This is a genomic window from Kitasatospora sp. MY 5-36 (assembly GCF_001182915.1).
Taxonomy (GTDB): Bacteria; Actinomycetota; Actinomycetes; order Streptomycetales; family Streptomycetaceae; genus Kitasatospora.
Genome location: NZ_LFVW01000141.1, coordinates 1 through 21,983 on the forward strand (window position 1 = coordinate 1; position 21,983 = coordinate 21,983).

Here is a 21,983-nt window from a genome sequence, read left to right on the forward strand (position 1 = left end):
GGCGGGCGCGGCGGCCGGGGTGGACCTGTGGCTGGCGCCCTCGGCGACCGGCGGGGCGCCGGAGGGCCTGCACAGCACGGGGGACGCGGTGATGTCGCTGCCGTGGAGCTTCCTCGGGCGCCCGGCGCTGAGCCTGCCGGCCGGGCGGACCGGGGACGGGCTGCCGCTGGGCCTCCAGGTGGTCGGCGCGCCCGGCGGGGACGAGCTTCTGCTGGCCCAAGCGGCCTTCGTTGAAAGGGTGCTGACGGAGCGTTAGGCGAGCGCCGGGTCGGCCGGGTCGGCGGCCTCGGCGCGCAGCAGGCGCAGCAGCAGGCGGCCGGCCCGCTCGTACGGGGTGTCCTCGTCGTGCAGCACGGCCTGGGAGTTGGCCGTCTCCAGGACGGCGATCAGGGCGAAGGCGAGGTCCCCGAGGTCGGTGTCGGGGCGCAGGGCGCCGGCCGCCCGGGCGGCGGCGAGGGTCTCGACGACGGTGTCGGACCACTCCCGGGCGCAGCCGGCCAGGGCGTCCCGGACGGCGCCGGGGCGGGCGTCGAACTCGGCGGTGACCTCGTAGAAGAAGCAGCCGCCGGGGAACACCCGGGCGCGGGAGTAGGCCAGCCAGCTCTCGCAGAGGGCACGGGCCCTGGCGAGGCCGGGCGGGGTGTCGGCGATCGGGGCGACGACGGCGTCGGCGAAGATCCGGCGGGCGGCGCGGACGGTGGCCAGCTGCAGCTCCTCCTTGGAGCCGAAGCCGGCGAAGACGCCGCTCTTGCTGAGCCCGAGGTCGGTGGCGAGGCGGCCGATGGAGAGCGCGTCCAGGCCCTCGACGGAGGCGATCCCGACGGCGCGGCGCAGCACCGCGCGGCGGGTCTCCTCGCCGCGCAGGACCCGTCCGTCCGTGGTCGTTCCGGCCATCGTCCGCGCCCCTGTTCTGCTCGTCTGTTCCGCTCGCCCTGCGTGCCGCCCAGGGTAGTGGGTGCACCGGGGCGGCCTCGGAAAGCCCTAAAAACTGCACGAACGGTCGTGCTAATATCTCGCCGCGAACGAGGCAGGACAAGGAGCGCGAGAGCAGGGAGACCCGATGGACCCGACCCGCGGACTGATCCGTACGACCCTCAACCCCACCGCCCGGATCGCCCCCGGCCTGGCCGGGCGGGCCGCCTTCGAGCTGTTCACGCACCCGGTCCGGCGCAGCCGGGTGCGCGCGTCGGAGCGGGAGGTGCACGGCCGGGCGGCCACCGAGCGGCTCGCCGTGAACGGCAAGGCGGTGGTCGGCTACCGCTGGGGCAGCGGCGAGCGGCCGGTCCTGCTGCTGCACGGCTGGCGTTCCCGGGCCTCCCGGTTCGCCCCGTACGTGCCCCGGCTGCGGGCGCTCGGGCTGAGCGTCGTCGCCTTCGACGCGCCGGGTCACGGCGACTCCGGCGGCCGGACCACCGGCGTGCCGGAGTACCGCGAGCTCGCGCTGCGGCTCCAGGAGCGGTACGGGCCGTTCGAGGCCGTGCTGGCGCACTCGCTGGGCGTCTGCGCGGCCTTCGGGGCGCTGGCCGACGGCCTGCGGGCGGGCCGGCTGGCGGCCGTCTCCGGGGTGTCCCGGGTGGGCTTCTTCCCGGCCGCGTTCTGTGCCGGGCTCGGGTTGGACGCCGAGGTCGAGCGGGCGCTGCGGGATCGGATCGAGCGGGAGCTGTTCGGCGGGGACGCCGGGGGCTGGGAGCGCTTCGACGCGGCCCGCCGGGTCGGGGCGGTCGGCGGGCCGGTCCTGGTCGTGCACGACGAGGGCGACACCGTCGTCCCGCCGAGCGAGGCGTACCGGCTGCGCGAGGCGTACGGGGAGCGGCTGGAGCTGACCATCACTCAGGGCCTGGGCCACAGCAGGATTATCGCGGAGCCGACCGTTGTTGATCAGGTGATCGGATTCATCTCTGCCGGCCGGGAGGTCGCTGTCGTATGAGGATCGTCGAACTGCACGCACAGGCCATGGAGTTGGCCGTCCAGGTGGTGGACGGCCTACGGCCGGACCAGCTCGACCTGCCCACCCCCTGCGCGGGGTGGACGCTGCGCAAGCTGCTGGAGCACTGCGTCGGCCAGCACCAGGGCTTCGCCGCGGCCGCCCGCGGCGCCGGGCCGGACCTGGCGCTGTTCGCGGACGCCCCGCTCGGCGCCGACCCGGCGGGCGCCTTCCGGCGCACCGGGACCGACCTCACCGCGGCCTTCCGGGAGGCGGCCACCGCGGACCGGCCGATCTGGCTGGCCGAGGTCCGCGACGGCGGCCCCTTCCCGCTCACCCAGGCGGTGGGCTTCCACCTGCTGGACACCCTGGTGCACGGCTGGGACGTCGCCGCCGCGCTCGGCACCCAGGACGCGCTGGTCGCGGCGGTGGACGGCGACGACGCGCTGGCCACCGCGCTGCTGACGGTGACCGAGGCCGTCCCGAACACCGAGGAACACCGGGCGCCCGGCCGGGCCTTCGCCCCGGGGCTCGAACCCGGCGGCGGCACCGGCCGGTTCGACCGCGCCCTGGCACTGCTCGGCCGCGACCCGGCCTGGAAGCCGTAACGGCCCTGTCCGCCCCGGGGCTTCCGGAACACAGCCCCGGGGTTTCCGGAACACAGGGGATTCCGGAAACCCCGGGGCCTGCCTTCGACCCGCGTCCGCGGTCGGGCAGGCCCTACGGGCGGCGGGCGGCCCCGGCGCCCCGGCTCTCGGGGCCGCGCTGCTCGTCGGGGAAGCGCGGGCCGCCGATCAGGAAGAGCAGTGCGGCGGTCGGGAAGCCGAGCGAGGCGGCCAGCAACACGATGAACTCCCAGAACATCTTCCGCTCCTCGTCAGTCGCGGGCCGCCCGGACACCCGAAGGTGATCCCAAACCCGACCCGCTCCGATTGGCCGAATCGTCCGGTCACTGTCCGACGGTATGGCCGAATCACCCCGGCTGCCACCGGGCGCCGGCCCCCGGCCCGCGCCACACCGGCGCACGGGTCTGGGCGCGGACCGGGGGCGGCGGCCACACTGTCGGGATGCAGCTACAGCTCGCAGGGGAAGCACGGCGGCCCGACCGCGAGAGCGAGGACTTCGCGGTGGCCTCGCCGGAGGCGCTGGTCCTGCTGGACGGCGCGAGCTCGCCGGTCGGCCTGGAGTCCGGGTGCCGGCACGGGACGGCCTGGTACGTGCGCCGGCTGGGCGTGCACCTGCTCGCCCGGCTCACCGACCGGGCGGACCGCTCGATCGCCGACTGTCTGGCCGACGCCATCGTGGAGACGGCCGCGTTGCACGGCGGCCGCTGCGACCTGGCCCACCCGAACACCCCCGCCGCGATGGTCGTCGCGGCCCGGCGGCACGGCGAGGCGCTGGAGTACCTGGTGCTCGGCGACTCCCTGCTGGTGCTGGAGTTCAAGGACGGCCCGCCGAAGGTGATCGGGGACAACCAGCGCTTCCCCGGCGGCGAGGAGCTGCGCCGGCAGGTCTGGGAGACCGTCCCCGGCTCGGCCGAGCGGGCCGCGCTGCACCTGGAGTACGTGCTGGCCGTGCGCGCCGCCCGCAACCGGGGCAACGGCCCGTGGATCGCCGCCGCCAGCCCGCGGGCGGCCGAGCACGCCGAGACCGGCTCCGTCCGGCTGGACCGGCTGCACGCGCTGGCCGCCCTCACCGACGGCGCCTCGCGCTACACCGAGCGCTTCGGGCTGGGCAGTTGGGGCGACGTGCTGCGGCTGCTCGCCGAGTCCGGGCCGGGCGAGCTGATCGCCCAGGTCCGGGCGGTGGAGCGGGCGGACGCCGGCTGCGAGCGCTGGCCGCGCGGCAAGACGCACGACGACGCCTCGGCCCTGTACGCGCTGCTGTAGGCGGTGGACGCGTGAGGGCCCGGACCGGGTGCGGTCCGGGCCCTCACGAGCGGGCGGGCTCAGTGGCCGTCGGCGGGGATGGTGCCGAGGCGGCCGGCCTGGAAGTCCTCCATGGCCTGCTGGAGCTCGCGGTGGCTGTTCATCACGAACGGGCCGTAGTGGGCGACGGGTTCGCGGATCGGGAGGCCGCCGAGGAGGACGACCTCGAAGTTGTTGTCGCGGGAGTCCTGCTTCTCGTCGGCGCGCAGGGTGATCGAGTCGCCGTCGCCGAAGACGACGGCCTGGCCCCGGTGGAAGGGGCGGTGCTCGGTGCCGGCCGAGCCGTTGCCGGCGAGGCCGTAGGCGAGGGCGTTGAAGTCGGCGCGCCAGGGCAGGGTGATCTGGGCGCCGGGGTTGATCGAGGCGTGGATCATGGTGATCGGGGTGAAGGTGGTGCCCGGGCCCTGGTGGCCGTCCAGCTCGCCGGCGATGACGCGCAGGAGCGCGCCGCCGTCCTCGGTGCTGAGCAGCTTGACGCTGCCGCCGCGGATGTCCTGGTACTTCGGGGTGATCATCTTGTCCGAGGCGGGCAGGTTGACCCACAGCTGGAGGCCGTGGAACAGGCCGCCGGACTGCACCAGGGACTCCGGCGGGGTCTCGATGTGCAGCAGGCCGGAGCCGGCGGTCATCCACTGGGTGTCGCCGTCGGTGATGGTGCCGCCACCGCCGTGCGAGTCCCGGTGGATGAACGTTCCGTCGATGATGTACGTGACGGTCTCGAAGCCGCGGTGCGGGTGCCAGGGGGTGCCCTTGGGCTCGCCGGCCGCGTAGTCCACCTCGCCCATCTGGTCCATCATGATGAACGGGTCGAGGTACTTCTGGTTGATCCTGGCGAAGGCGCGGCGGACGGGGAAGCCCTCGCCCTCGTAGCCCTCGGGGGCGGTCGCCACGGTGAGGACCGGCCGTGCGCTCGTGACGGCGGGGTCCGGCGTGGTGACGCGCGGGAGGGTCAGCGGGTTGTCGACGGTCACGGCGGGCATGTCGGCCTCCTTCGGGGGGTGTCTGGCCTACATCCATGAGGTTAGTTCAATCCTCAACAACAAGCAAGTTGAAAGTTGAACTATGTAGTGACGAAGGAGCGCGGGGCTCCTCGTCCAGCATGGGTCAGCCGTACATCCGGCGCATCGTGAAGTCGACCATCTGCTCGACGGCCTTGGCGTCGAACACCATCCGGTGCTCGCCCTCCATGTCCAGCGCGAAGCCGTAGCCGGTCGGCAGCAGGTCCAGGACCTCGGCGCCGGTGACGGTGAAGTGCTTGGAGTCCTTGCCGGCGTAGCGGCGCAGCTCCTTCAGCGAGCTGAACATCGGGATCACCGGCGTCGGGGTGTTGTGCAGCGCCAGGAAGCCGGGGCGGTCGCCGCGGGGGCAGTGCACCTTCGAGGTGATGAAGATCGCCTGGAAGTCCTCGACCGCCATCGAGCCGGTGGTGAAGGCCCGGACGGCGTCCGCGAGTGAGGGCGGCGAGGGTTCGGGGTACAGGGACTGCTGGGGGGCCTGCGACTGCCCGCCGTAGGCGTCGGGTCCGGGCATGCCGTTCATGCCCTGCTGCGGTCCCGCCTGCTGCTGGTAGGGGTCGCCCGGGTATGTGTTCTGGTCATATCCGTACACACGGACAGGCTAGCGGGAGCGCACCCCTCTCCGCTGGCACCGATCCTGACAAGGAGTGGCCGCGTCGGCTGTGGGACGTGACCACGTTCATAGCGGATTCGCCGGCGGGGGCTTGCCCAAGTTACCGCTGGGTAGCATCATGATGCCTACTGGTGGGTACGGGACGCCGGAACGCGGCGGTCTCCCGGAAGCGACGAACCGGAGATAACGGCCATGGGTCACTACAAGTCCAACCTGCGGGACGTGGAGTTCAACCTCTTCGAGGTGTTCGGCCGCGAGCAGGTGTACGGCACCGGACCGTTCGCGGACATGGACGTCGAGACCGCGAAGAACATCCTCAGCGAGATCGCGCGCCTCGCCGAGAACGACCTCGCGGCGTCCTACGCCGACACCGACCGCAACCCGCCGGTCTTCGACCCGGAGACCAGCACCGCGCCGATCCCGGCCACCTTCAAGAAGAGCTACCAGACCTTCATGGACGCCGAGTGGTGGCGCCTGGGCATCCCGGAGTCGATCGGCGGCCAGGTCACCCCGAACTCGCTGATCTGGGCCTTCGCCGAGCAGATCCTGGGCTCCAACCCGGCCATCTGGATGTACTCCTCCGGCCCGGCCTTCGCCGGCGTCATCGCCGAGGAGGGCACCGAGGAGCAGCTCGAGGTCGCCAAGCGGATGACCGACCGCCTGTGGGGCTCCACCATGGTCCTCACCGAGCCCGACGCGGGCTCCGACGTGGGCGCCGGCCGCACCAAGGCGATCCAGCAGGAGGACGGCTCCTGGCACATCGAGGGCGTCAAGCGCTTCATCACCTCGGGCGAGCACGACATGTCCGAGAACATCATCCACATGGTGCTGGCCCGCCCCGAGGGCGGCAAGCCGGGCACCAAGGGCCTGGGCCTGTTCATCGTCCCCAAGTTCGACTTCGACTGGGAGACCGGCGAGCTGGGCGAGCGCAACGGCGTCTACGCCACCAACGTCGAGCACAAGATGGGCCTCAAGGCCTCGAACACCTGCGAGATGACCTTCGGCGCCAAGCACCCGGCCAAGGGCTGGCTGCTCGGCGACAAGGTCGACGGCATCCGCCAGATGTTCAAGATCATCGAGTTCGCCCGGATGATGGTCGGCACGAAGGCCATCGCCACCCTCTCCACCGGCTACCTGAACGCCCTGGAGTACGCCAAGGAGCGCGTGCAGGGCGCCGACATCTCGCAGTTCCTGGACAAGACCGCCCCGCGCGTCACCATCACCCACCACCCGGACGTGCGCCGCTCGCTGCTGACCCAGAAGGCCTACGCCGAGGGCATGCGCGCGCTGGTGCTGTTCACCGCGTCCACCCAGGACGACATGATGGCCGCCAAGCTGCGCGGCGAGCACGACGAGGCCGCCGAGCGCCTCAACGACCTGCTGCTGCCGATCGTCAAGGGATACGGCTCGGAGAAGTCCTACGAGCAGCTCGCCCAGTCGCTGCAGACCTTCGGCGGCTCCGGGTACCTCCAGGAGTACCCGATCGAGCAGTACATCCGGGACGCCAAGATCGACACCCTGTACGAGGGCACCACGGCGATCCAGGGCCAGGACTTCTTCTTCCGCAAGATCGTCAAGGACGGCGGCCAGGCGCTCACCGCCCTGAACGAGCAGATCCAGAAGTTCATCGACTCGGCCGCCGGCGGCGACGCCCTGGCCGCCGAGCGCAAGCTGCTCGCCAAGGCCGCCGGCGACCTGGAGGCCATCGTCGGCAAGCTGATCGCCGACCTGACCTCGGTCGAGCAGGACGTCAAGAACATGTACAAGGTGGGCCTGAACACCACCCGCCTGCTGATGGTCTCCGGCGACGTCGTGGTCGGCTGGCTGCTGCTGCGCCAGGCCGTGGTGGCCCTGGCCAAGCTGGAGGCCGGCGCCTCCGAGAAGGACGTCCCGTTCTACCAGGGCAAGGTCGCGGCGGCCCGCTTCTTCGCCAAGAACGTCCTGCCGACCGTTGCCCCGCAGCGCCTGATCGCCGAGGGCATCGACAACGAGATCATGGACCTGGCGGAGGAGGCCTTCTAGGCCCGTCCGGGACCGCCGGGCCCGTCCGGGCCCGCGCACCCCTCGAACCGCCTGACACACCCTCGCACCGAAGGGCCCGGCTGCCACCGGGCCCTTCGGTGCGTCCGGGGCCGTGGTCCGGGGCGTGCGTCCGGCGCCGTGGTCCGGGCGTGCGTCCGGGCGTGCGTCCGGCGGCGGAAAGCTCCGACCGTGCGCGGCGGTTCACGGTCGTGTCCGGGTCGTGCACCGAACCAGGTGTTCCGAATGCCCTGTCCGTGTACGGGCATATGCTCAGGTGCGAAGCCGACTCCCCATCCGGCTTCGGCCCTCACTCGACCCAGGAGCAGCATGTCGACCGCCGCCCGCCAGGCATTCTTCGACCGGACGCACAGCGACGACCTGATCGCGTTCCTCGGCACCTCACCCTCCCCGTACCACGCGGTGGCGAGCGCCGCGGAGCGGCTGGAGAAGGCGGGCTTCCGGCAGGTCGCCGAGACGGACGCGTGGGACGACGCGGCCGGCGGGCGCTACCTGATCCGCGGGGGCGCGCTGATCGCCTGGTACCTGCCGGAGGGGGCGGGCCCCGAGACGCCGTTCCGGATCGTCGGCACCCACACCGACTCGCCCAACCTGCGGGTCAAGCCCGTGCCGGACACCGGCTCGGAGGGCTGGCGGCAGGTCGCCGTGGAGATCTACGGCGGCGTCCCGCTGAACGCCTGGCTGGACCGCGACCTCGGCCTCTCCGGCCGGCTCGCGCTCAAGGACGGCACCGCCCGGCTGGTCCAGCTGGACGAGCCGCTGCTGCGCGTGCCGCAGCTCGCCATCCACCTGGACCGCCAGGTCAACGAGGGCATGAAGCTCGACAAGCAGCGCCACCTCACCCCGATCTGGGGCCTCGGCCCGGTCGACGAGGGCGCGCTGATCTCCTACGTCGCCCAGCGGGCCGGTCTGGACGCCGCCGACGTGGCCGGCTGGGACCTCATGACCCACGACGTCCAGCCCGCCTCCTACCTGGGCCGCGACCGCGAACTGCTGGCCGCCCCGCGCCTGGACAACCTGCTCTCGGTGCACGCGGCCACCGCCGCGCTCGCCGCCGTCGCCACCGCCGAGGGCGCCGCCAGCCTGCCGTACATCCCGGTGCTGGCCGCCTTCGACCACGAGGAGACCGGCAGCGAGTCCGACACCGGCGCGCAGAGCCCGCTGCTCGGCACCGTGCTGGACCGGACGGTGCACGCGCGCGGCGGCACCACCGAGGACCGGGCCCGGGCCCTCGCCGGCACCGTCTGCCTCTCCTCGGACATGGGCCACGCCGTCCACCCGAACTACAGCGAGCGGCACGAGCCGGGCCACCACCCGATGCCGAACGGCGGGCCGATCCTCAAGGTCAACGTCAACAACCGCTACGCGACCGACGGCGTCGGGCGGGCGGTGTTCGCGGCCGCCTGTGAGAAGGCGGGCGTGCCGTGGCAGACCTTCGTCTCCAACAACGCCATGCCCTGCGGTACGACGATCGGCCCGATCACGGCGGCGCGGCTGGGCATCAAGACGGTGGACTGCGGCATCGCGGCGCTCTCCATGCACTCGGCGCGCGAGCTGTGCGGCGCGGAGGACCCGTACCTGCTGGCGAGCGCGCTCAAGGCCTTCCTGGAGGGCTGACGGCGGATGCGGAAGGGGCCCGGCGGTCGTCCGCCGGGCCCCTTCCGCGTTGTTCGGGTGCGGGTCGTTCCGGGTTACTCCATCCCGGCCAGGACCAGCGGGAGGCGGCGGGCGCCGTCGGCGACCAGCTTCACCGGCACGCCCCAGTCCTGCTGGTGCACGTGGCAGGCCGGGTACTCGATCTCCGGGTCGTCGTCGCAGGAGGCGGCCATCGCCGAGACGTGCAGCACGCCCTCGGCGACCTCGGCGGAGAGCACCAGTTCACGGGAGAGGTCGGTGTCCGCGCCCGCGCCGGAGACCAGCAGCTCGGGCGGGGTCGAGCTGACCAGCAGCCGGGTGGACGGGCCGTAGCGCTCGTCCAGCTTCTGGCCGTTCGGCGCCTCGAAGACCACGTCCAGCCGGAAGGCGCCCGGGGCGACCTCGGTGGCCGCGCGGCGGGTGCGGTGCGCCACCGACTCGACCCGCACCGCCTCCTCCGGCAGCCGCAGCCTGGTCAGCCGGTGCCGGGCCGACTCGACCACCACGATGTCGCCGTCCACCAGCACCGCCCCGGAGGGCTCGCGCAGGTCGGTGGCCAGCGTGCTGACCTCACCGCTCGCCGGGTCGTAGCGGCGCAGCGCGTGGTTGTAGGTGTCGGCGACGGCCACCGAGCCGTCCGGCAGCACGGTGACGCCCAGCGGGTGCTGGAACAGCGCCTGGTCGGCCGCGCCGTCGCGGTGGCCGAAGTCGAACAGGCCGGTGCCGACGGCGGTCCGGACCGCCCCTGTTTCACGTGAAACCCAGCGCAGCGCGGAGGTCTCGGAGTCGGCGACCCAGAGCCGCTCGCCGTCCGCGGAGACCGCGAGGCCGGACGGCTGGGCGAACCAGGCCTCGGCGGCGGGCCCGTCCACCAGGCCCTCGTTGGTGGTGCCGGCCGCGACCGCGACCGTGCCGGCGGCCGGGTCGAACGACCACAGCTGGTGCACGCCGGCCATCGCGATCCACACCCGGCCGTCGAACCAGGCGACGTCCCACGGCGAGGAGAGGTCCACCTCGCGGGCCGGGCCCTCGGTGGCCGAGCCCTGCCACCACTGGCGGCCGGTGCCGGCCAGGGTGGTCACCAGGCCGTCGGCGAGGCGCACGCCGCGCAGGGCGTGGTTGACGGTGTCGGCGACGACCACGTCGTACGCCGAGCCCTCCGGCAGCAGCGCGAGGCCCTGCGGCTCGCTGAACCGCGGGCCCTCGCCGTCCGTGCCGTCGCCGTCCACCAGTCCGCGCTGCCCGTCGCCGATCCGGCGCACCACCGTCTCGCCGTCCTCGGCCAGCTCGACCAGGGAGTGGTGGCCGGAGTCGGCGACCAGGAAGTGGCCGTTCGGCAGCCGGACCGCCTTGCCGGGGAACTTCAGGCTCCCCGCGGTCGGCTCCGGCGCCACGTACGGGCCGTCGCCGCGGCGCAGCGTGCCCTTCGCGGCGTGCTCGGCCTCCAACTCCTCGACCAGCCGGGCGAGCGCGTGGGCATGCCCCTCGCCGGCGTGCTGGGCGACCACGTAGCCCTCCGGGTCGATCACCACCAGCGTCGGCCAGGCCCGGACGGCGTACTGCTTCCAGGTGGCCAGCGCCGGGTCGTCCAGCACCGGGTGGTGCACCTCGTAGCGGGCGACGGCGTCGACCACGGCCTGGTGGTCGGCCTCGTGCACGAACTTCGGCGAGTGCACCCCGACGATCACCACGGTGTCGCGGTGCGCCTCCTCCAGCTCCCGCAGCTCGTCCAGGACGTGCAGGCAGTTGATGCAGCAGAAGGTCCAGAAGTCCAGGATGGTGATCTTGCCCCGGAAGTCGGCGAGCGTGAGCTCCTTGCCGCCGGTGTTCAGCCAACCGCCTGCCCCGACCAGTTCGGGGGCGCGTACACGTGCACGAGATGCCATGCGTCAATCAAACCGCACGCCCGCTGCCCGCATTCCAGGGCGGGGCCGCGAGGGGTTACGGGCGGGTGAGGTCGGCCTGCCAGCGGGTCTCGCCGTCCTGGGTGCGGGCGGTGCGGCGCAGGCCGAGGGCGGTGGCGATCCTGGCGGAGGCGTGGTGGTCGGGGTGGATGTGGGCGAGGGCGGTGGTGACGCCGGCGGCGGTGAGGTGGGCGAGCAGGGTGCGGGCGGCCTCGGTGGCCAGGCCGCGGCCCTGCCAGGGGGTGCCGACCACCCAGGCGAGTTCGGCCCCGTCGGGGCGGACGGTGGTCTGCACGTAGCCGGTGAGGGCGCCGTCGGCGCGCAGCCGCAGCACCCAGTTGCCCCAGGCCTCGGCCGGGTCGGGGGAGCCGGCGGCGAGCCGGGCGCAGCGGGCGCGCAGCTCCTCGACGGTGGCCGGGCGGCCGCCGGTGAAGGCGTGCAGGGCCGGGTCGGCGAGCGCGGCCGCCAGCTCCTCGGCGTGCCCGGGGGCGATCGGCAGCAGGTCGAGGCGCTCGCTGCGCAGTTCGGCGGTGGTGAGGTCAGGGTGCATGGCCGTATTGAAGGGGATCGGGGGCCGTTGTGCGACGGGGTTTCCGGTCGGCCGTTCCGTGGCGGTGCTTTCCCGCGGCCGGGGGTCCGGGGTCGAATGGGGCGGACGTCAACACGAGGAGGTCGCAGGTGCGGTACCTGGTCAGGGAGAAGCTGTTCGCGGTCGGCGACGACTACTGGATCGAGGACGACCGGGGCCGCAAGGCGTACCTGGTGGACGGCAAGGTCCTGCGGCTGCGGGACACCTTCGAGCTGAAGGACGCGCACGGGCGGGTGGTCGCGGTGGTGAAGGAGAAGATGCTCACCGTCCGCGACGCGATGAAGATCGAGGACGCCGACGGCGAGGTGGTCGCCACCGTCCGGGAGAAGCTGTTCACCCCGTTCCGGGACAAGTACCTGGTGGAGCTGGCCTCCGGCGGCGAGCTGAAGATCCACGGCAACCTGATCGACAAGGACTACCGGATCGAGAACCAGCACGGCGACGACCTGGCCCGGATCAGCCGCAAGTGGTTCCGGATCCGCGACACCTACGGGGTGGAGATCGCCGACGGCGCCGACACCGGCCTGCTGCTGGCCGTCGCGGCCTGCGTCGACCACCTGGTGCACGAGGACGACTGACCCGTCCCCGGTTTCCGGATCCCGGTCCGCCCCTCACCCGGGTGGGGTATCTTTTGCCAACCCTTGACCAAGGCGGTCGGGGGCCCTGACCAGCCGGTCGGGGGCTGGCGTGAGCGGACCGGGGGCTGGAACCACGATGAACGACATCCTGCACGGGCTCGGTGCGGCGGCGGCCTACGGCGCCCTCGGCGTGGTGCTGCTGCTCCTCGGCATCGGCCTGGTCGACCTGCTGACGCCCGGCAGGCTCGGCCACCAGATCTGTGTCGAGCGCAACCGCAACGCCGCCGTCCTGCTCAGCTCCGCGCTGCTCGGCATCGGCGGCATCGTCTTCACCGCGATCATGTACACCTACGCCGACTTCGCCAAGGGCCTGCTGTCGACGGCCTGTTACGGCCTGCTCGGGCTGGTGCTGATGGCCGTCGCGTTCTGGCTGGTGGACCTGCTGACGCCGGGAAAGCTCGGCGCGATCCTGGTCGAGCCGGAGCCGCACCCGGCGGTGTGGGTGTCCGCCTCCTGCAACATCGCGGTGGCGGCGGTGGTGTCGGCCGCGATCGCGTAGGGCCCGCGCCACGCCGGGTACGGCGCACCGGGTGGCGGTGCTACGCCGGGTGCGGCGCCCCGCCCAGGAGGTGCTCCCGGCCCCAGTCGCCCAGCGGCCCCAGCGCCGTGTTGAGGCGGTGCCCCGCCTCGGTCAGCGCGTACTCGACCCGCGGCGGCACCTCCTCGTACGCCTCGCGGTGCACGATGCCGTGCGCCTCCATCTCGCGCAGGTGCGCGGCCAGCACCTTCTCGGTGATCCCCGGCAGCAGCCGGCGCAGCTCGCCGAAGCGGCAGCGCGGGCGCTCGCCCAGGGCCCAGAGGATCGACACCTTCCACTTGCCGCCGATCACGTCCATCGCGGCGTCCGTCCCGCAGATGTACGCCCCCGGCCTCGGCACGGTCGCCATGCCCACCCCTTCCGAACCTCCGACCTGGATACTGACCCCAGGGTAACCACCCACTCCGAAGTGCGTACTTGATCGTTTCCGGGGGCAGCGCGGAGGCTGACTGCCATGGCAACCAACCCCGTTGAGAACGCGTCCGAGACCCCCTCCACTTCGCTCTCCCCGTCCACCCCGCTCACCCTGCTCGGCCTCGGTGCGATGGGTACCGCGCTGGCCGGGGCCTGGCTCGCCGCCGGGCACCCGCTGACCGTCTGGAACCGCACCGCCGCCCGCGCCGAGGGGCTCGCCGCCCGCGGTGCCGCCGTCGCCGCCACCGCCGCGGAGGCGGTCGCCGCGAACCGGCTGGTCGTCGTCTGCCTGCTCGACGACGCCTCCGTGCCGGAGGCGCTGGACGGCGTCGACCTGACCGGCAAGGACCTGGTCAACCTGGTCACCAGCACCCCCGCGCAGGCCCGCGCCCGCGCCGCCTGGGCCGAGGAGCGAGGCGCCCGCTACCTGGACGGCGGGATCATGGCCGTCCCGCCGATGATCGGTGTCCCGGCGACCGGGGCGTACGTGTTCTACAGCGGCTCGTCCGAGCTGTTCGAGGAGCACGGGGTCACGCTCGCCGTCCCGGCCGGCACCCGGTACGTGGGCGCGGACGCCGGGTACGCGGCGCTGCACGACGTGGCGCTGCTCAGCGGGATGTACGGGATGTTCGCCGGGATCGCGCACGCCTTCGCGCTGGTCCGCGGCGAGGACGTGGCGCCGAGCGAGCTGGCGCCGCTGCTGGGCGGCTGGCTCGCCGCGATGTCCGGCTCGGTGGCCAGGACCGCGGAGCAGCTGGAGAGCGGCGACTACACCCAGGGCGTGGTGTCCAACCTGGCGATGCAGGTGGCCGGCCGGCAGACGCTGCTGGGCACCGCCGAGGAGCAGGGGGTGAGCGCCGAACTGCTGGAGCCGTACTTCCGGTTGATGGAGCGCAGGCTGGAGATCGGCGGTGGCGAGGAGGACCTGACCGGGGTCGTCGACCTGCTGCGACGGTGAGGCCCGGCCGGTAACGTACCGGCATGGCAGACCTCGAAGAACGCGCCACCGTCGTCGCGTCCCACTCACGGCAGGCCGGAGCGGGGGTGCTGGTCAGACCGCGCCGCGCCGACGACCTCGCCGACTGCGTCCGGGTGCTCGGCGACGTCCACGCGGCCGACGGCTATCCCGCCGACTGGCCCGACCGCCCCGCCGCCTGGCTGACCCCGGACGGCCAGCTCGCCGCCTGGATCGCCGAGTCGGACGGCCGGCTCGCCGGACACGTCGGCCTCGCCCGCAGCACCCCGGACGACCTCGCCCCCGCCCTGTGGGGCCACCGCACCGGCGGCCGCCCGGAGCTCACCAGCGTGATCGGCCGCCTCTACGTCGCCCCCACGGCGCGCGGCCACCTCATCGGCGCCCGGCTGCTGGCCTGCGCCGTGGCGCACGCGCGGGCGCTCGGCCTGCACCCCGTGCTCGACGTCCTCGCCACCGACACCGCCGCCGTGGCCCTCTACCGCCGCCTCGGCTGGACCCACCTCGGCAGCGGCGACCAGCGGTGGGCCTCCGGCCGCACCGTCACCGTCCACTGCTTCGCCGCCCCGAGGGGATGAGCCCCGGCCCGCCCGGCCCCGCCCAGCCCCGACAGCCGGGCGGGGCTGGGCGGCTATACCGCGATGACCTCGATCCCCTGCTCCAGGCCGATGAAGTCGTCCGCGTTCCGGGTGTAGAGCGGTAGGCCGTGGGCGGCGGCGGTGGCAGCGATCATCAGGCCCATGCGGCGAGGGCGGGGGTCGCGCTTGGCCTGGATCGTGAGTGCGATCAGTGTTCCGAATCGCCGGGCGGCCTCACGGTCAAACGGGAGGGCGGTGAACTCCGCCTCCACGTCGGCCAGCCGTTGGGCCCTGGCCAGCATCTGCACTGGGTCCTTGGCCATGGCGACACCCTGGGAGAGCTCGGCCAGCACCACCGAGGGCACGGCGACCTCGAACGGCAGGAGTTCCGGATCGATCTGCGGCAGATCGATCACCACACAGGTGTCGAGCAGGCCGCACTGGCGTCGTTCGCTCACGCGCGCTCCCACGGGTCGCCGCCGCCCTCGACCCGGTCCTCGTCGCCGTAGAAGGTGTCGGCCTCGGCCCGCAGCTGTGCGGCGTCGACGGCGGGTGCGCTCCGCCACTTGCGCTGGAGCTCTTCCACGGGGACGAACCGTCGGCGGTTGCTGATCGGTCGGACTTCGGCAATCTCCGTGCCGTTGCGGGTGACGTGGTAGATCTCGCCGGCTTCGACGTCGTCGAGTACGGCCTTGGACCGCGCCGCGAGTTCGCGCTGCGTGATGGTCTTCATGGTGCCAGTGTATCGCGCCGCAATACACTGTGCCACGCTTTCCCGTCCCGGCTGGTCGTCGAGGCCGGGCCGGACGATGGTGGCGCCGTGGTCCACGGTGCGCAGGCCGGTGACCGCCGGGCTGACCGTCGAGCGGGTCGCTGGGGAGGCTCGCGGCACCGGTGGTCCGGACACGGTCGTCGTGGTCGAGGCTGCCGATGAAGCCTCGCATGGGGTTGTTCCCCTGGTGCTGGCTCAGTTGTGCGTCGGGGACTGCGAGTTGGAGTGATATCGGCCGCGCGTGGTGCGGGGTCCCCCGGGTGGGGGAGGGGGATCACCGTGCCGGGGGAGGGGCGGGGCGGGTGGCGCGGGTGAGCCTGGCGGCATGGTGAGAAGCGGGTGGGCGGTGGCCGGCTGGGGGCTCGGGTACGCCGGGTTCGGGGCGGGGTGCGGGCTGAGCGGGACGGCGCTGTTCGGCGCGCACTGGCCGGGGTGGGTGGTGGTCGGCGTGGGGCTGCTCTCGGCCGTCGCCGGAGCGCTGGTGGCGCGCCGGAAACCGGTGCGGCTGCAGCGGCTGCTGTGGCTGCTCTGCGGGGCGGCCGCGGTGGGGGCCTGGAGCCTGCTGATGGACCTGGTGACGCTGGTGTTCGGCCAGCGGGTGGACAGCGTCCCCGACACGGTGGGGCGCGCCCTGGCGGCGCTGGGGGCGGTACTGCTGGCCAGGGCCGCCCTGGAACTGCGGCCCGGTGCCCGTGCCGGCCGGGCCGGGCAGGCCGCGCCGGCTCCCACGGCGGCCCCGCCGCTCGTCCAACTCGCCGCCTGGACAGGGACTCTGGCGTTCGTGCCGTACGTGCTGATGAAGCTGGTCTGGGCGCTCGGCGGCAGTTTCGCGGGGATCAGCGGTGACCGGATGTACGCGAGCTATGTGCGCAACGGCTCCTCCGGGCTCTGGCTCGCCCTGGAGCGTTGGGGACTGGACGGCACGATGCTGCTGGCGCTGCTCGGGGTGTTCCTGCTCTGGGGGCTGGTCCGTCCGTGGGGGCAGGTCTTCCCGCGCTGGACCCTGCCGCTGCGCGGCCGCCGGGTGCCGCGCTGGCTGCCGCTCACCCCGGCCCTGCTGGGTGCGGCCACGCTGGCGCCGTACGGGGTGGTCGGGGTCGGCTACCTGGGGCTGTGCACCGCCGGGGTGACGCGGATCAGGCTGGGCGAGTTCGCCGGTGAGCAGAGCGCGCTGGAGGTCGCCTGGGTGGGGATGTGCGGGTTCGCCGGGTACGGGGTCGCGCTGGCGGTGGCCGCCCGGTCGTACTGGCGGCGGACGGGGGCGCGGGCCGCCGAGGTGGGCTGAGGGCGAGGTCGGCTCGGGGCCGGGGTTTGCTGAGGCGGCAACATTGCTTGCCGATCCGGTGGGGTGGGCCGCAGCCTGGCGGTGGAGGTGAGCGCCATGGGCGAGACGACCGGGACGACCAGGACAGCCGGGGTGACCGGGAGCAGGGAGAGCGAGCGCTACGACGTGGTGGTGGTCGGCGCCGGAGCGGCGGGGCTGAACGCCGCGCTGGTGCTGGGCCGGGCCCGGCGCCGGGTCGCGGTGGTGGACGCCGGCGAGCCGCGCAACGCGCCCGCCGCCCACATGCACGGCTACCTGAGCCGGGACGGCATGCCCCCGGCGGTGCTGCTGGCGGTCGGGCGGGAGGAGGTCGCCCGGTACGGGGCGGACCTGATCGACGCCCGGGTCGAGCACATCGAGCCCGCCGGTGCCGGTGCCGGTCCGGCCGGGTCCGTGGCGCCGGGCTTCGTGGTCCACCTGGCCGGCGGGCCGGTGCTGCACGCGCGCCGGGTGGTCGTCGCCACCGGGCTGCGGGACGGCCTGCCGGAGTTGCCCGGCCTGGTCGAGCGGTGGGGCCAGGATGTGCTGCACTGCCCGTACTGCCACGGCTGGGAGGTCCGCGACCGCCCGCTCGGCGTGCTCGGCACCGGCCCGGGGGCGGTCAACCAGGCGCTGCTGCTGCGGCAGTGGTCGGCGGACGTGGTGCTGCTCGCGCACACCCTCGCACTGACCGACGACGAGCGGGAACGGCTCGCCGCCCGGGACGTCCGGGTGGTCGAGGGCCGGATCGTCCGCCTGGTCTCCGACGACGGGCGGCTGCGCGGCGTCGAGCTCGCCAACGGGCAGGTGGTGCCGCGCGAGGCGGTGTTCGTCTTCCCGCAGCCGGTGCCCCGGGACGCGCTGCTCTTCGGCCTCGACTGCGCCCGGGACGACAACGGCTGGGTCACCACCGACCGGACCGGCCGCACCAGCCTCCCCGGCGTCTGGGCGGTCGGCAACGTCGCCGACCCACGCGCCCAGGTGGTCACCGCCGCCGGGATGGGCGCGGCGGCCGCCTTCGCGCTCGACCACGACCTCGCGGCGGAGGAGGTCGAGCGGGCCGTCGTGCGGTACCGCGCGTCCGGTGCCGCCGTGCCCGCCTGAGCGGGGAAGCTTTCGTCAACCCACGATCGGAGAAACCCTGATGTCAGCGCACCAGCACGACCACTCCCACTCCCACGGCCCGTCCCACGGCCCGTCCCACGGGCACTCCCACGGGCACGTCCCCGCCGCCGACTTCGACTGGGACGCGCTCGCCGCGCACCTGGAGCTGGAGGGCGACCTGCGAGCCGGCGCCGTCACCGAGGCCGGGCGGTGGCTGCTCGGCCTGCACGGCGAGGGCGCGGTTCGGCGGGTCCTCGACGTCGGCAGCGGGCCCGGGGTGATCGCCGGACTGCTGGCGGAGGTCTTCCCCGCGGCCGAGGTGGTGGCCGTCGACCAGTCGGCCGCCCTGCTGGAGCGTGCCCGGGTCCGCTCCGGTGGCCGGCTCGGCACCCGACAGGCCGACCTGCCCGCCGAGTTCGACAAGCTCGGCGAGGCCGACCTGATCTGGTCCGGCAACGCCATCCACCACCTCGGCGACCAGCAGGCCGCGCTCACCTCGCTCGCCGGGGCGCTGCGGCCCGGCGGCCTGCTCGCCGTCGCCGAACGCGGCCTGCCCGCGCGCTACCTGCCGCGCGACTTCGGCCTCGGCCGGCCCGGCCTCCAGGCCCGGATGGACGCCGCCCACGAGGACGGCTTCACCACCATGCGGGCCGAACTGCCCGACAGCACCGAGGAGATCGAGGACTGGCCGGCCATGCTCGGGCGGGCCGGGCTGACCCCGACCGGCACCCGCACCTTCCTGGTCGACCACCCCGCCCCGCTCGCCGGCCCGGTCCGCGCTTACCTGCACGTCCAGCTGACCCGGCTGCGCGACCGGCTCGCCGAACAGCTCGACACCGAGGACCGGGCCACCCTGGACGCCCTGCTCGACGAGGACGCCCCCACCGGGATCCTGCACCGCCCGGACGCCTTCTACCTCTCCGCGATGACCGTCCACACGGCCCGCCGGGACTGACCCGGCGGCCTCGCGGGTTGGCGGGGACGGGGGTGGGGCCGTCCGTGCGGCGCGCCGCTTCAGGGTGCGAGGAAGGCGGCCACCGTACGGCTGAAGGCGGCCGGGTCGTCGAGCCACGGGTAGTGGCCGGCGGCGGGCTGGACGGCGGTACGGGCGTGGCGGAACAGCGCGGCCGTGGCGCGGACCGCCCCGGGCCTCGGGTCGGGGTCGTACTCGCCGGCCAACAGGAGTGCCGGGGAGGCGAGTTCGGCCACGGCGGCGCGGACGTCGGCGGGTTGGAAGCCGCCGCCGTGGTAGGCCGCGGCGGCCTCCGGGTGGCTCTGGGCGGTGCGGTCGGCCTCGTGGGCGCGGGCGGCGGCGTCCCAGGTGCCGTGGAAGAGCGGTGCCACGGCGTCGGGGTCGGCGGCGCCGCCGGCGAAGGCGGTGCGGACGGCGGCCCGGGCGGCCGGGTACCAATCCTGCTCGGCGAGGCCGCGGGCCTCGGCCGCCTCGCGGTAGTCGTCCTCGGAGGAGGTGCTGCCGAAGATCCGGAGGCTGGGCGTGACCAGCACCAGCCGACCGGTGCGTTCCGGGTGCCGCAGCGCGTACAGGGTGGCGAGCGAGCAGCCGGCGGAGTGGGCGAGGAGGTCCACCCGGTCGAGCCCGAGGTGGGTCCGGAAGGCCTCGACGTCCGCCACCTGCCGGTCGACCCGGTGGTCCGCCGGGTCGACCGGGCGCTCCGAGCGGCCCGTGCCGCGCAGGTCGAGGACGTGCAGGGCGCGGTGCGCGGAGAGGCCGCCGAGGTCGCCGAGGTACGCGGCGTCGCGCATCGGGCCGCCGGCGAGGACGAGCAGCGGCTCGCCCCGGCCGAGCACGCGGTAGCCGAGCCGGGTGCCGTCGGGGCCGGTGAAGGTCGTCATCGGCCGATCGTGGCAACCGCCGTCCGGCCGGGGCAACGGGAATTCGGCCGACCCGTCCCGGGGTACCGTCGGCGCATGACAGCGAGTGAGCGGCGCTTCGTCGTGGTGACCACGACCCACGAGAGCGAGGAGCGGGCCCGGGCCCTGGCGTCCGCCGTGGTGCGGGAGCGGCTGGCGGCCTGCGCCCAGGTGTACCCCGTGCGGTCGGTGTACTGGTGGGACGGCGAGGTGCAGGACGCCGGGGAGTGGCGGATCGACCTCAAGACCAGGGCCGAACTCGTGGACCGGCTGGGCGCGTTCGTGGCCGGGCGGCACTCCTACGAGACGCCCGAGCTGGTCGCCGTGCCGGTGACGGGCGGCAGTCCGGGCTACCTCGACTGGGTGGCCGCGGAGACCGCGCCCGAGGGAACCACGACCCAGGGCGCCGAGGACTGAGGGCGGCTCAGGGCGCGACCTGGAGGAAGGCGAGCACGGCCAGCACCCGCCGGTGGTCCTCCTCCGAGGGCGGCAGGTCGAGCTTGAGGAAGATGTTGGCGGTGTGCTTCTTCACCGCCCGCTCGGTGATCACCATCCGTTCGGCGATCGCCGCGTTGGAGCGCCCCTCCGCCATCAGGCCCAGCACCTCGCGCTCACGCGGCGTCAGGCGGTCCAGCGGCTTGTTGCGTTCGTTGCTGCCGACCAGCATGGCGATCACCTGCGGGTCGAGCGCGGTGCCGCCGGCCGCCACCCGCTGGACCGTCTCCACGAACTCGTCGGGGTCGAAGACCCGGTCCTTCAGCAGGTAGCCGATCGCGCCGGTGCCGTCGGCGAGCAGCTCCTTGGCGTAGAGCTGCTCGACGTACTGGGAGAGCACCAGCACCGGCAGTCCGGGGATCCGCCGGCGGGCCTCCAGGGCGGCCTGGAGGCCCTCGTCGGTGAACGTCGGGGGCAGTCGCACGTCGACGACGGCCACGTCCGGGCGTTCGGTGAGCAGGGCCTCCAGGAGGGCCGGTCCGGTGTCCACCGCGGCCACGACCTCGAAGTCGTAGGCCTCCAGCATCCGGACCAGTCCGTCCCTCAGGAGGAAGAGGTCCTCGGCGAGGACAACTCGCACGGCAGCTCCATCGTCAGGGTCGTGGGGCCGCCGAGCGGGCTGCGGACGGCCAGGACGCCGTCGAAGGTAGCAAGCCGCCGTTCCAGGCCGCGCAGCCCGGTGCCGCGCGAGGGGTCGGCGCCGCCGGTGCCGTCGTCGGTGACCTGGGCCTTCAGGGTGCCGTCCTGGTACCAGAGTTGGACGTCGACCCGGCTCGCGCCCGCGTGCTTGGCGGCGTTCGTCAGGGCTTCGGAGACGGCGAAGTAGACGGCGGACTCGACCGGTGCCTCGGCGCGGCCGGGCAGGTCGGCGGTGACCGTGACGTTCAGCGGGCTGTCCATGCCCAGGGCCCGTACGGCGTCGGCCAGTCCGCGGTCGGCGAGGACCGGCGGGTGGATGCCGCGGACCAGGTCGCGCAGCTCGTTGAGGGCGGTGGCGGAGGCCTGGCGGGTCTCGGCGAGCAGCTGCTTCGCGGCCTGCGGGTCCCGTTCGACCAGCCGCTCGGCGACGCCCAGGTTCATCCCCATGGCCACCAGCCGGGCCTGCGCGCCGTCGTGCAGGTCCCGTTCGATCCGGCGCAGTTCGGCGGCCTGGGCGGTGAGCGCGTCGCGCCGGGTCTCGGTCAGGTGGACGACCTTGCGCTGGGCGGCCAGCGCCTCGGCGCGGGCGGTCGGGCCGAGCAGGGCCCCGGCCAGCGCGGTGTGGCCGCGCAGCGCGCCGGGGGCGATCGCCGGACCGGCCAGGAGGGTCGGGACGGCGAGCAGGACGGCGATCCGGGCGCTGCCCGGGTCCGTCACGTGCACCCACCAGTACCAGGTGTTGCCGTCGGCCGAGGCGATCGGCTCCCAGAGCCAGGGCTGCAGCAGGCCGAAGAGGCCGAAGGCGACCAGGGCCGGCGGGAACAGCGCCACGGTGAAGCCGATCACCGGGTCGACCAGCAGCCAGAGCAGGTCCCGCCAGGTGGCCGGGTCGCCGAGCAGGGCCCGGCAGCGCTGCCAGGCGCCCTTGAGGCCCGGCTCGGCCGGCGGCAGCGGCCGGTACGGCTCGCGGACCGCGACGCCGGACCAGCGGGCGGCCAGCGTGCGGCG

26 protein-coding genes are annotated in these 21,983 nt (G+C 74.0%); 14 read left to right on the top strand and 12 right to left on the bottom strand.

Going from position 1 to position 21,983, the window contains the following annotated elements:
- The coding region (locus AE652_RS10870; RefSeq protein WP_049651056.1) for an amidase family protein at window positions 1-256 on the top strand (256 nt) is incomplete at its 5' end.
- On the opposite strand, the gene AE652_RS10875 is transcribed toward AE652_RS10870, so the two are convergent.
- Complete coding sequence (locus AE652_RS10875) at window positions 253-894, bottom strand: TetR/AcrR family transcriptional regulator (RefSeq protein WP_049651057.1); 642 nt, start codon at window positions 892-894, stop codon at window positions 253-255. The two genes, AE652_RS10870 and AE652_RS10875, sit on opposite strands and share 4 nt — an antisense overlap.
- A gap of 166 nt (window positions 895-1,060) precedes the next feature.
- On the opposite strand from AE652_RS10875, the gene AE652_RS10880 reads away from it, so the two are divergent.
- Window positions 1,061-1,927, top strand: coding sequence for an alpha/beta hydrolase (locus AE652_RS10880; protein WP_049651058.1), 867 nt, complete (start codon window positions 1,061-1,063; stop codon window positions 1,925-1,927).
- Complete coding sequence (locus AE652_RS10885) at window positions 1,924-2,532, top strand: TIGR03086 family metal-binding protein (RefSeq protein WP_049651059.1); 609 nt, start codon at window positions 1,924-1,926, stop codon at window positions 2,530-2,532. Before AE652_RS10880 ends, AE652_RS10885 begins: the two co-directional genes overlap by 4 nt.
- A gap of 112 nt (window positions 2,533-2,644) precedes the next feature.
- On the opposite strand, the gene AE652_RS46350 is transcribed toward AE652_RS10885, so the two are convergent.
- Window positions 2,645-2,788, bottom strand: coding sequence for a hypothetical protein (locus AE652_RS46350; protein ID WP_158077691.1), 144 nt, complete (start codon window positions 2,786-2,788; stop codon window positions 2,645-2,647).
- Between the two features lie 203 nt (window positions 2,789-2,991).
- Between AE652_RS46350 and AE652_RS10890 the strand changes: the two genes are divergently transcribed.
- Window positions 2,992-3,813: a protein phosphatase 2C domain-containing protein gene (locus AE652_RS10890; protein WP_063780134.1), complete on the top strand. Its 822-nt coding sequence runs from the start codon at window positions 2,992-2,994 to the stop codon at window positions 3,811-3,813.
- A 59-nt stretch (window positions 3,814-3,872) separates the two neighbouring features.
- Here the strand turns inward: AE652_RS10890 and AE652_RS10895 are convergent, their stop codons facing one another.
- Both AE652_RS10895 and AE652_RS10900 read right to left on the bottom strand, forming a co-directional pair.
- Window positions 3,873-4,832 (bottom strand): pirin family protein, encoded by a 960-nt coding sequence (locus AE652_RS10895; RefSeq protein ID WP_049651061.1) that lies wholly within the window; start codon window positions 4,830-4,832, stop codon window positions 3,873-3,875.
- Between the two features lie 124 nt (window positions 4,833-4,956).
- Window positions 4,957-5,460, bottom strand: a complete 504-nt coding sequence (locus AE652_RS10900) for an SseB family protein (RefSeq protein ID WP_049651062.1) — start codon at window positions 5,458-5,460, stop codon at window positions 4,957-4,959.
- A gap of 213 nt (window positions 5,461-5,673) precedes the next feature.
- Here AE652_RS10900 and AE652_RS10905 point away from each other — a divergent pair, with 213 nt between their 5' ends.
- On the top strand, window positions 5,674-7,503 hold the full coding sequence (locus AE652_RS10905; protein WP_049651063.1) for an acyl-CoA dehydrogenase: 1,830 nt from the start codon (window positions 5,674-5,676) through the stop codon (window positions 7,501-7,503).
- A gap of 327 nt (window positions 7,504-7,830) precedes the next feature.
- Window positions 7,831-9,138, top strand: coding sequence for a M18 family aminopeptidase (locus AE652_RS10910; RefSeq protein WP_049651064.1), 1,308 nt, complete (start codon window positions 7,831-7,833; stop codon window positions 9,136-9,138).
- A 74-nt stretch (window positions 9,139-9,212) separates the two neighbouring features.
- On the opposite strand, the gene AE652_RS10915 is transcribed toward AE652_RS10910, so the two are convergent.
- Entirely contained in the window at window positions 9,213-11,042 is a 1,830-nt protein-coding gene (locus AE652_RS10915) for an NHL domain-containing thioredoxin family protein (RefSeq protein WP_049651065.1), read from the bottom strand.
- A gap of 55 nt (window positions 11,043-11,097) precedes the next feature.
- Complete coding sequence (locus tag AE652_RS10920) at window positions 11,098-11,610, bottom strand: GNAT family N-acetyltransferase (RefSeq protein ID WP_049651066.1); 513 nt, start codon at window positions 11,608-11,610, stop codon at window positions 11,098-11,100.
- 128 nt (window positions 11,611-11,738) lie between these two features.
- On the opposite strand from AE652_RS10920, the gene AE652_RS10925 reads away from it, so the two are divergent.
- Together AE652_RS10925 and AE652_RS10930 are read left to right on the top strand one after the other, a co-directional pair.
- Window positions 11,739-12,227 carry an LURP-one-related/scramblase family protein gene (locus tag AE652_RS10925; protein ID WP_049651067.1) on the top strand — a complete coding sequence of 163 codons (489 nt, stop codon included), beginning with the start codon at window positions 11,739-11,741 and terminating at the stop codon, window positions 12,225-12,227.
- Between the two features lie 136 nt (window positions 12,228-12,363).
- Entirely contained in the window at window positions 12,364-12,786 is a 423-nt protein-coding gene (locus tag AE652_RS10930) for a DUF350 domain-containing protein (protein WP_049651068.1), read from the top strand.
- A gap of 40 nt (window positions 12,787-12,826) precedes the next feature.
- Here AE652_RS10930 and AE652_RS10935 read toward each other — a convergent pair whose 3' ends face one another.
- Window positions 12,827-13,174, bottom strand: coding sequence for a helix-turn-helix domain-containing protein (locus tag AE652_RS10935; protein WP_049651069.1), 348 nt, complete (start codon window positions 13,172-13,174; stop codon window positions 12,827-12,829).
- A gap of 105 nt (window positions 13,175-13,279) precedes the next feature.
- Here AE652_RS10935 and AE652_RS10940 point away from each other — a divergent pair, with 105 nt between their 5' ends.
- Together AE652_RS10940 and AE652_RS10945 are read left to right on the top strand one after the other, a co-directional pair.
- Window positions 13,280-14,197 (top strand): NAD(P)-binding domain-containing protein, encoded by a 918-nt coding sequence (locus AE652_RS10940; RefSeq protein ID WP_049651070.1) that lies wholly within the window; start codon window positions 13,280-13,282, stop codon window positions 14,195-14,197.
- A gap of 23 nt (window positions 14,198-14,220) precedes the next feature.
- Window positions 14,221-14,790, top strand: coding sequence for a GNAT family N-acetyltransferase (locus AE652_RS10945; RefSeq protein ID WP_079272023.1), 570 nt, complete (start codon window positions 14,221-14,223; stop codon window positions 14,788-14,790).
- 53 nt (window positions 14,791-14,843) lie between these two features.
- On the opposite strand, the gene AE652_RS10950 is transcribed toward AE652_RS10945, so the two are convergent.
- Together AE652_RS10950 and AE652_RS10955 are read right to left on the bottom strand one after the other, a co-directional pair.
- Window positions 14,844-15,248 (bottom strand): type II toxin-antitoxin system VapC family toxin, encoded by a 405-nt coding sequence (locus AE652_RS10950; RefSeq protein ID WP_049651072.1) that lies wholly within the window; start codon window positions 15,246-15,248, stop codon window positions 14,844-14,846.
- Window positions 15,245-15,523 carry a type II toxin-antitoxin system Phd/YefM family antitoxin gene (locus AE652_RS10955; RefSeq protein ID WP_049651073.1) on the bottom strand — a complete coding sequence of 93 codons (279 nt, stop codon included), beginning with the start codon at window positions 15,521-15,523 and terminating at the stop codon, window positions 15,245-15,247. The genes AE652_RS10950 and AE652_RS10955 overlap by 4 nt, the downstream gene beginning before the upstream one ends.
- Window positions 15,524-15,887: 364 nt before the next feature.
- Between AE652_RS10955 and AE652_RS48095 the strand changes: the two genes are divergently transcribed.
- The 3 genes from AE652_RS48095 (at window position 15,888) to AE652_RS10975 (ending at window position 18,924) form a co-directional block, all read left to right on the top strand.
- On the top strand, window positions 15,888-16,847 hold the full coding sequence (locus AE652_RS48095; RefSeq protein ID WP_049651075.1) for a hypothetical protein: 960 nt from the start codon (window positions 15,888-15,890) through the stop codon (window positions 16,845-16,847).
- 96 nt (window positions 16,848-16,943) lie between these two features.
- Window positions 16,944-17,969 (top strand): NAD(P)/FAD-dependent oxidoreductase, encoded by a 1,026-nt coding sequence (locus AE652_RS10970; protein ID WP_082345655.1) that lies wholly within the window; start codon window positions 16,944-16,946, stop codon window positions 17,967-17,969.
- Window positions 17,970-18,009: 40 nt separating this feature from the next.
- Window positions 18,010-18,924 (top strand): class I SAM-dependent methyltransferase, encoded by a 915-nt coding sequence (locus AE652_RS10975; RefSeq protein WP_049651077.1) that lies wholly within the window; start codon window positions 18,010-18,012, stop codon window positions 18,922-18,924.
- Between the two features lie 59 nt (window positions 18,925-18,983).
- On the opposite strand, the gene AE652_RS10980 is transcribed toward AE652_RS10975, so the two are convergent.
- Entirely contained in the window at window positions 18,984-19,823 is an 840-nt protein-coding gene (locus AE652_RS10980; protein WP_049651078.1) for an alpha/beta fold hydrolase, read from the bottom strand.
- A 75-nt stretch (window positions 19,824-19,898) separates the two neighbouring features.
- Between AE652_RS10980 and cutA the strand changes: the two genes are divergently transcribed.
- Window positions 19,899-20,258 carry a divalent-cation tolerance protein CutA gene (gene cutA / locus AE652_RS10985; protein WP_049651079.1) on the top strand — a complete coding sequence of 120 codons (360 nt, stop codon included), beginning with the start codon at window positions 19,899-19,901 and terminating at the stop codon, window positions 20,256-20,258.
- Window positions 20,259-20,265: 7 nt separating this feature from the next.
- Here cutA and AE652_RS10990 read toward each other — a convergent pair whose 3' ends face one another.
- Both AE652_RS10990 and AE652_RS10995 read right to left on the bottom strand, forming a co-directional pair.
- A complete protein-coding gene (locus AE652_RS10990; protein ID WP_049651080.1) occupies window positions 20,266-20,916 on the bottom strand; it encodes a response regulator transcription factor in 651 nt (216 codons plus the stop codon).
- On the bottom strand, window positions 20,880-21,983 hold a 1,104-nt coding region (locus AE652_RS10995; protein ID WP_049651081.1), incomplete at its 5' end, for a sensor histidine kinase. The genes AE652_RS10990 and AE652_RS10995, both read right to left, overlap by 37 nt.

Excerpts from the sequence above, each read along its gene's own strand:
- AE652_RS10875 (WP_049651057.1), bottom strand. The coding sequence starts at position 894 with ATGGCCGGAACGACCACGGACGGACGGGTCCTGCGCGGCGAGGAGACC.
- AE652_RS10880 (WP_049651058.1), top strand. The coding sequence starts at position 1,061 with ATGGACCCGACCCGCGGACTGATCCGTACGACCCTCAACCCCACCGCC.
- AE652_RS10885 (WP_049651059.1), top strand. The coding sequence starts at position 1,924 with ATGAGGATCGTCGAACTGCACGCACAGGCCATGGAGTTGGCCGTCCAG.
- AE652_RS46350 (WP_158077691.1), bottom strand. The coding sequence starts at position 2,788 with ATGTTCTGGGAGTTCATCGTGTTGCTGGCCGCCTCGCTCGGCTTCCCG.
- AE652_RS10890 (WP_063780134.1), top strand. The coding sequence starts at position 2,992 with ATGCAGCTACAGCTCGCAGGGGAAGCACGGCGGCCCGACCGCGAGAGC.
- AE652_RS10895 (WP_049651061.1), bottom strand. The coding sequence starts at position 4,832 with ATGCCCGCCGTGACCGTCGACAACCCGCTGACCCTCCCGCGCGTCACC.
- AE652_RS10905 (WP_049651063.1), top strand. The coding sequence starts at position 5,674 with ATGGGTCACTACAAGTCCAACCTGCGGGACGTGGAGTTCAACCTCTTC.
- AE652_RS10910 (WP_049651064.1), top strand. The coding sequence starts at position 7,831 with ATGTCGACCGCCGCCCGCCAGGCATTCTTCGACCGGACGCACAGCGAC.
- AE652_RS10915 (WP_049651065.1), bottom strand. The coding sequence starts at position 11,042 with ATGGCATCTCGTGCACGTGTACGCGCCCCCGAACTGGTCGGGGCAGGC.
- AE652_RS10920 (WP_049651066.1), bottom strand. The coding sequence starts at position 11,610 with ATGCACCCTGACCTCACCACCGCCGAACTGCGCAGCGAGCGCCTCGAC.
- AE652_RS10930 (WP_049651068.1), top strand. The coding sequence starts at position 12,364 with ATGAACGACATCCTGCACGGGCTCGGTGCGGCGGCGGCCTACGGCGCC.
- AE652_RS10935 (WP_049651069.1), bottom strand. The coding sequence starts at position 13,174 with ATGGCGACCGTGCCGAGGCCGGGGGCGTACATCTGCGGGACGGACGCC.
- AE652_RS10940 (WP_049651070.1), top strand. The coding sequence starts at position 13,280 with ATGGCAACCAACCCCGTTGAGAACGCGTCCGAGACCCCCTCCACTTCG.
- AE652_RS10945 (WP_079272023.1), top strand. The coding sequence starts at position 14,221 with ATGGCAGACCTCGAAGAACGCGCCACCGTCGTCGCGTCCCACTCACGG.
- AE652_RS10955 (WP_049651073.1), bottom strand. The coding sequence starts at position 15,523 with ATGAAGACCATCACGCAGCGCGAACTCGCGGCGCGGTCCAAGGCCGTA.
- AE652_RS48095 (WP_049651075.1), top strand. The coding sequence starts at position 15,888 with ATGGTGAGAAGCGGGTGGGCGGTGGCCGGCTGGGGGCTCGGGTACGCC.
- AE652_RS10970 (WP_082345655.1), top strand. The coding sequence starts at position 16,944 with ATGGGCGAGACGACCGGGACGACCAGGACAGCCGGGGTGACCGGGAGC.
- AE652_RS10975 (WP_049651077.1), top strand. The coding sequence starts at position 18,010 with ATGTCAGCGCACCAGCACGACCACTCCCACTCCCACGGCCCGTCCCAC.
- AE652_RS10980 (WP_049651078.1), bottom strand. The coding sequence starts at position 19,823 with ATGACGACCTTCACCGGCCCCGACGGCACCCGGCTCGGCTACCGCGTG.
- cutA (WP_049651079.1), top strand. The coding sequence starts at position 19,899 with ATGACAGCGAGTGAGCGGCGCTTCGTCGTGGTGACCACGACCCACGAG.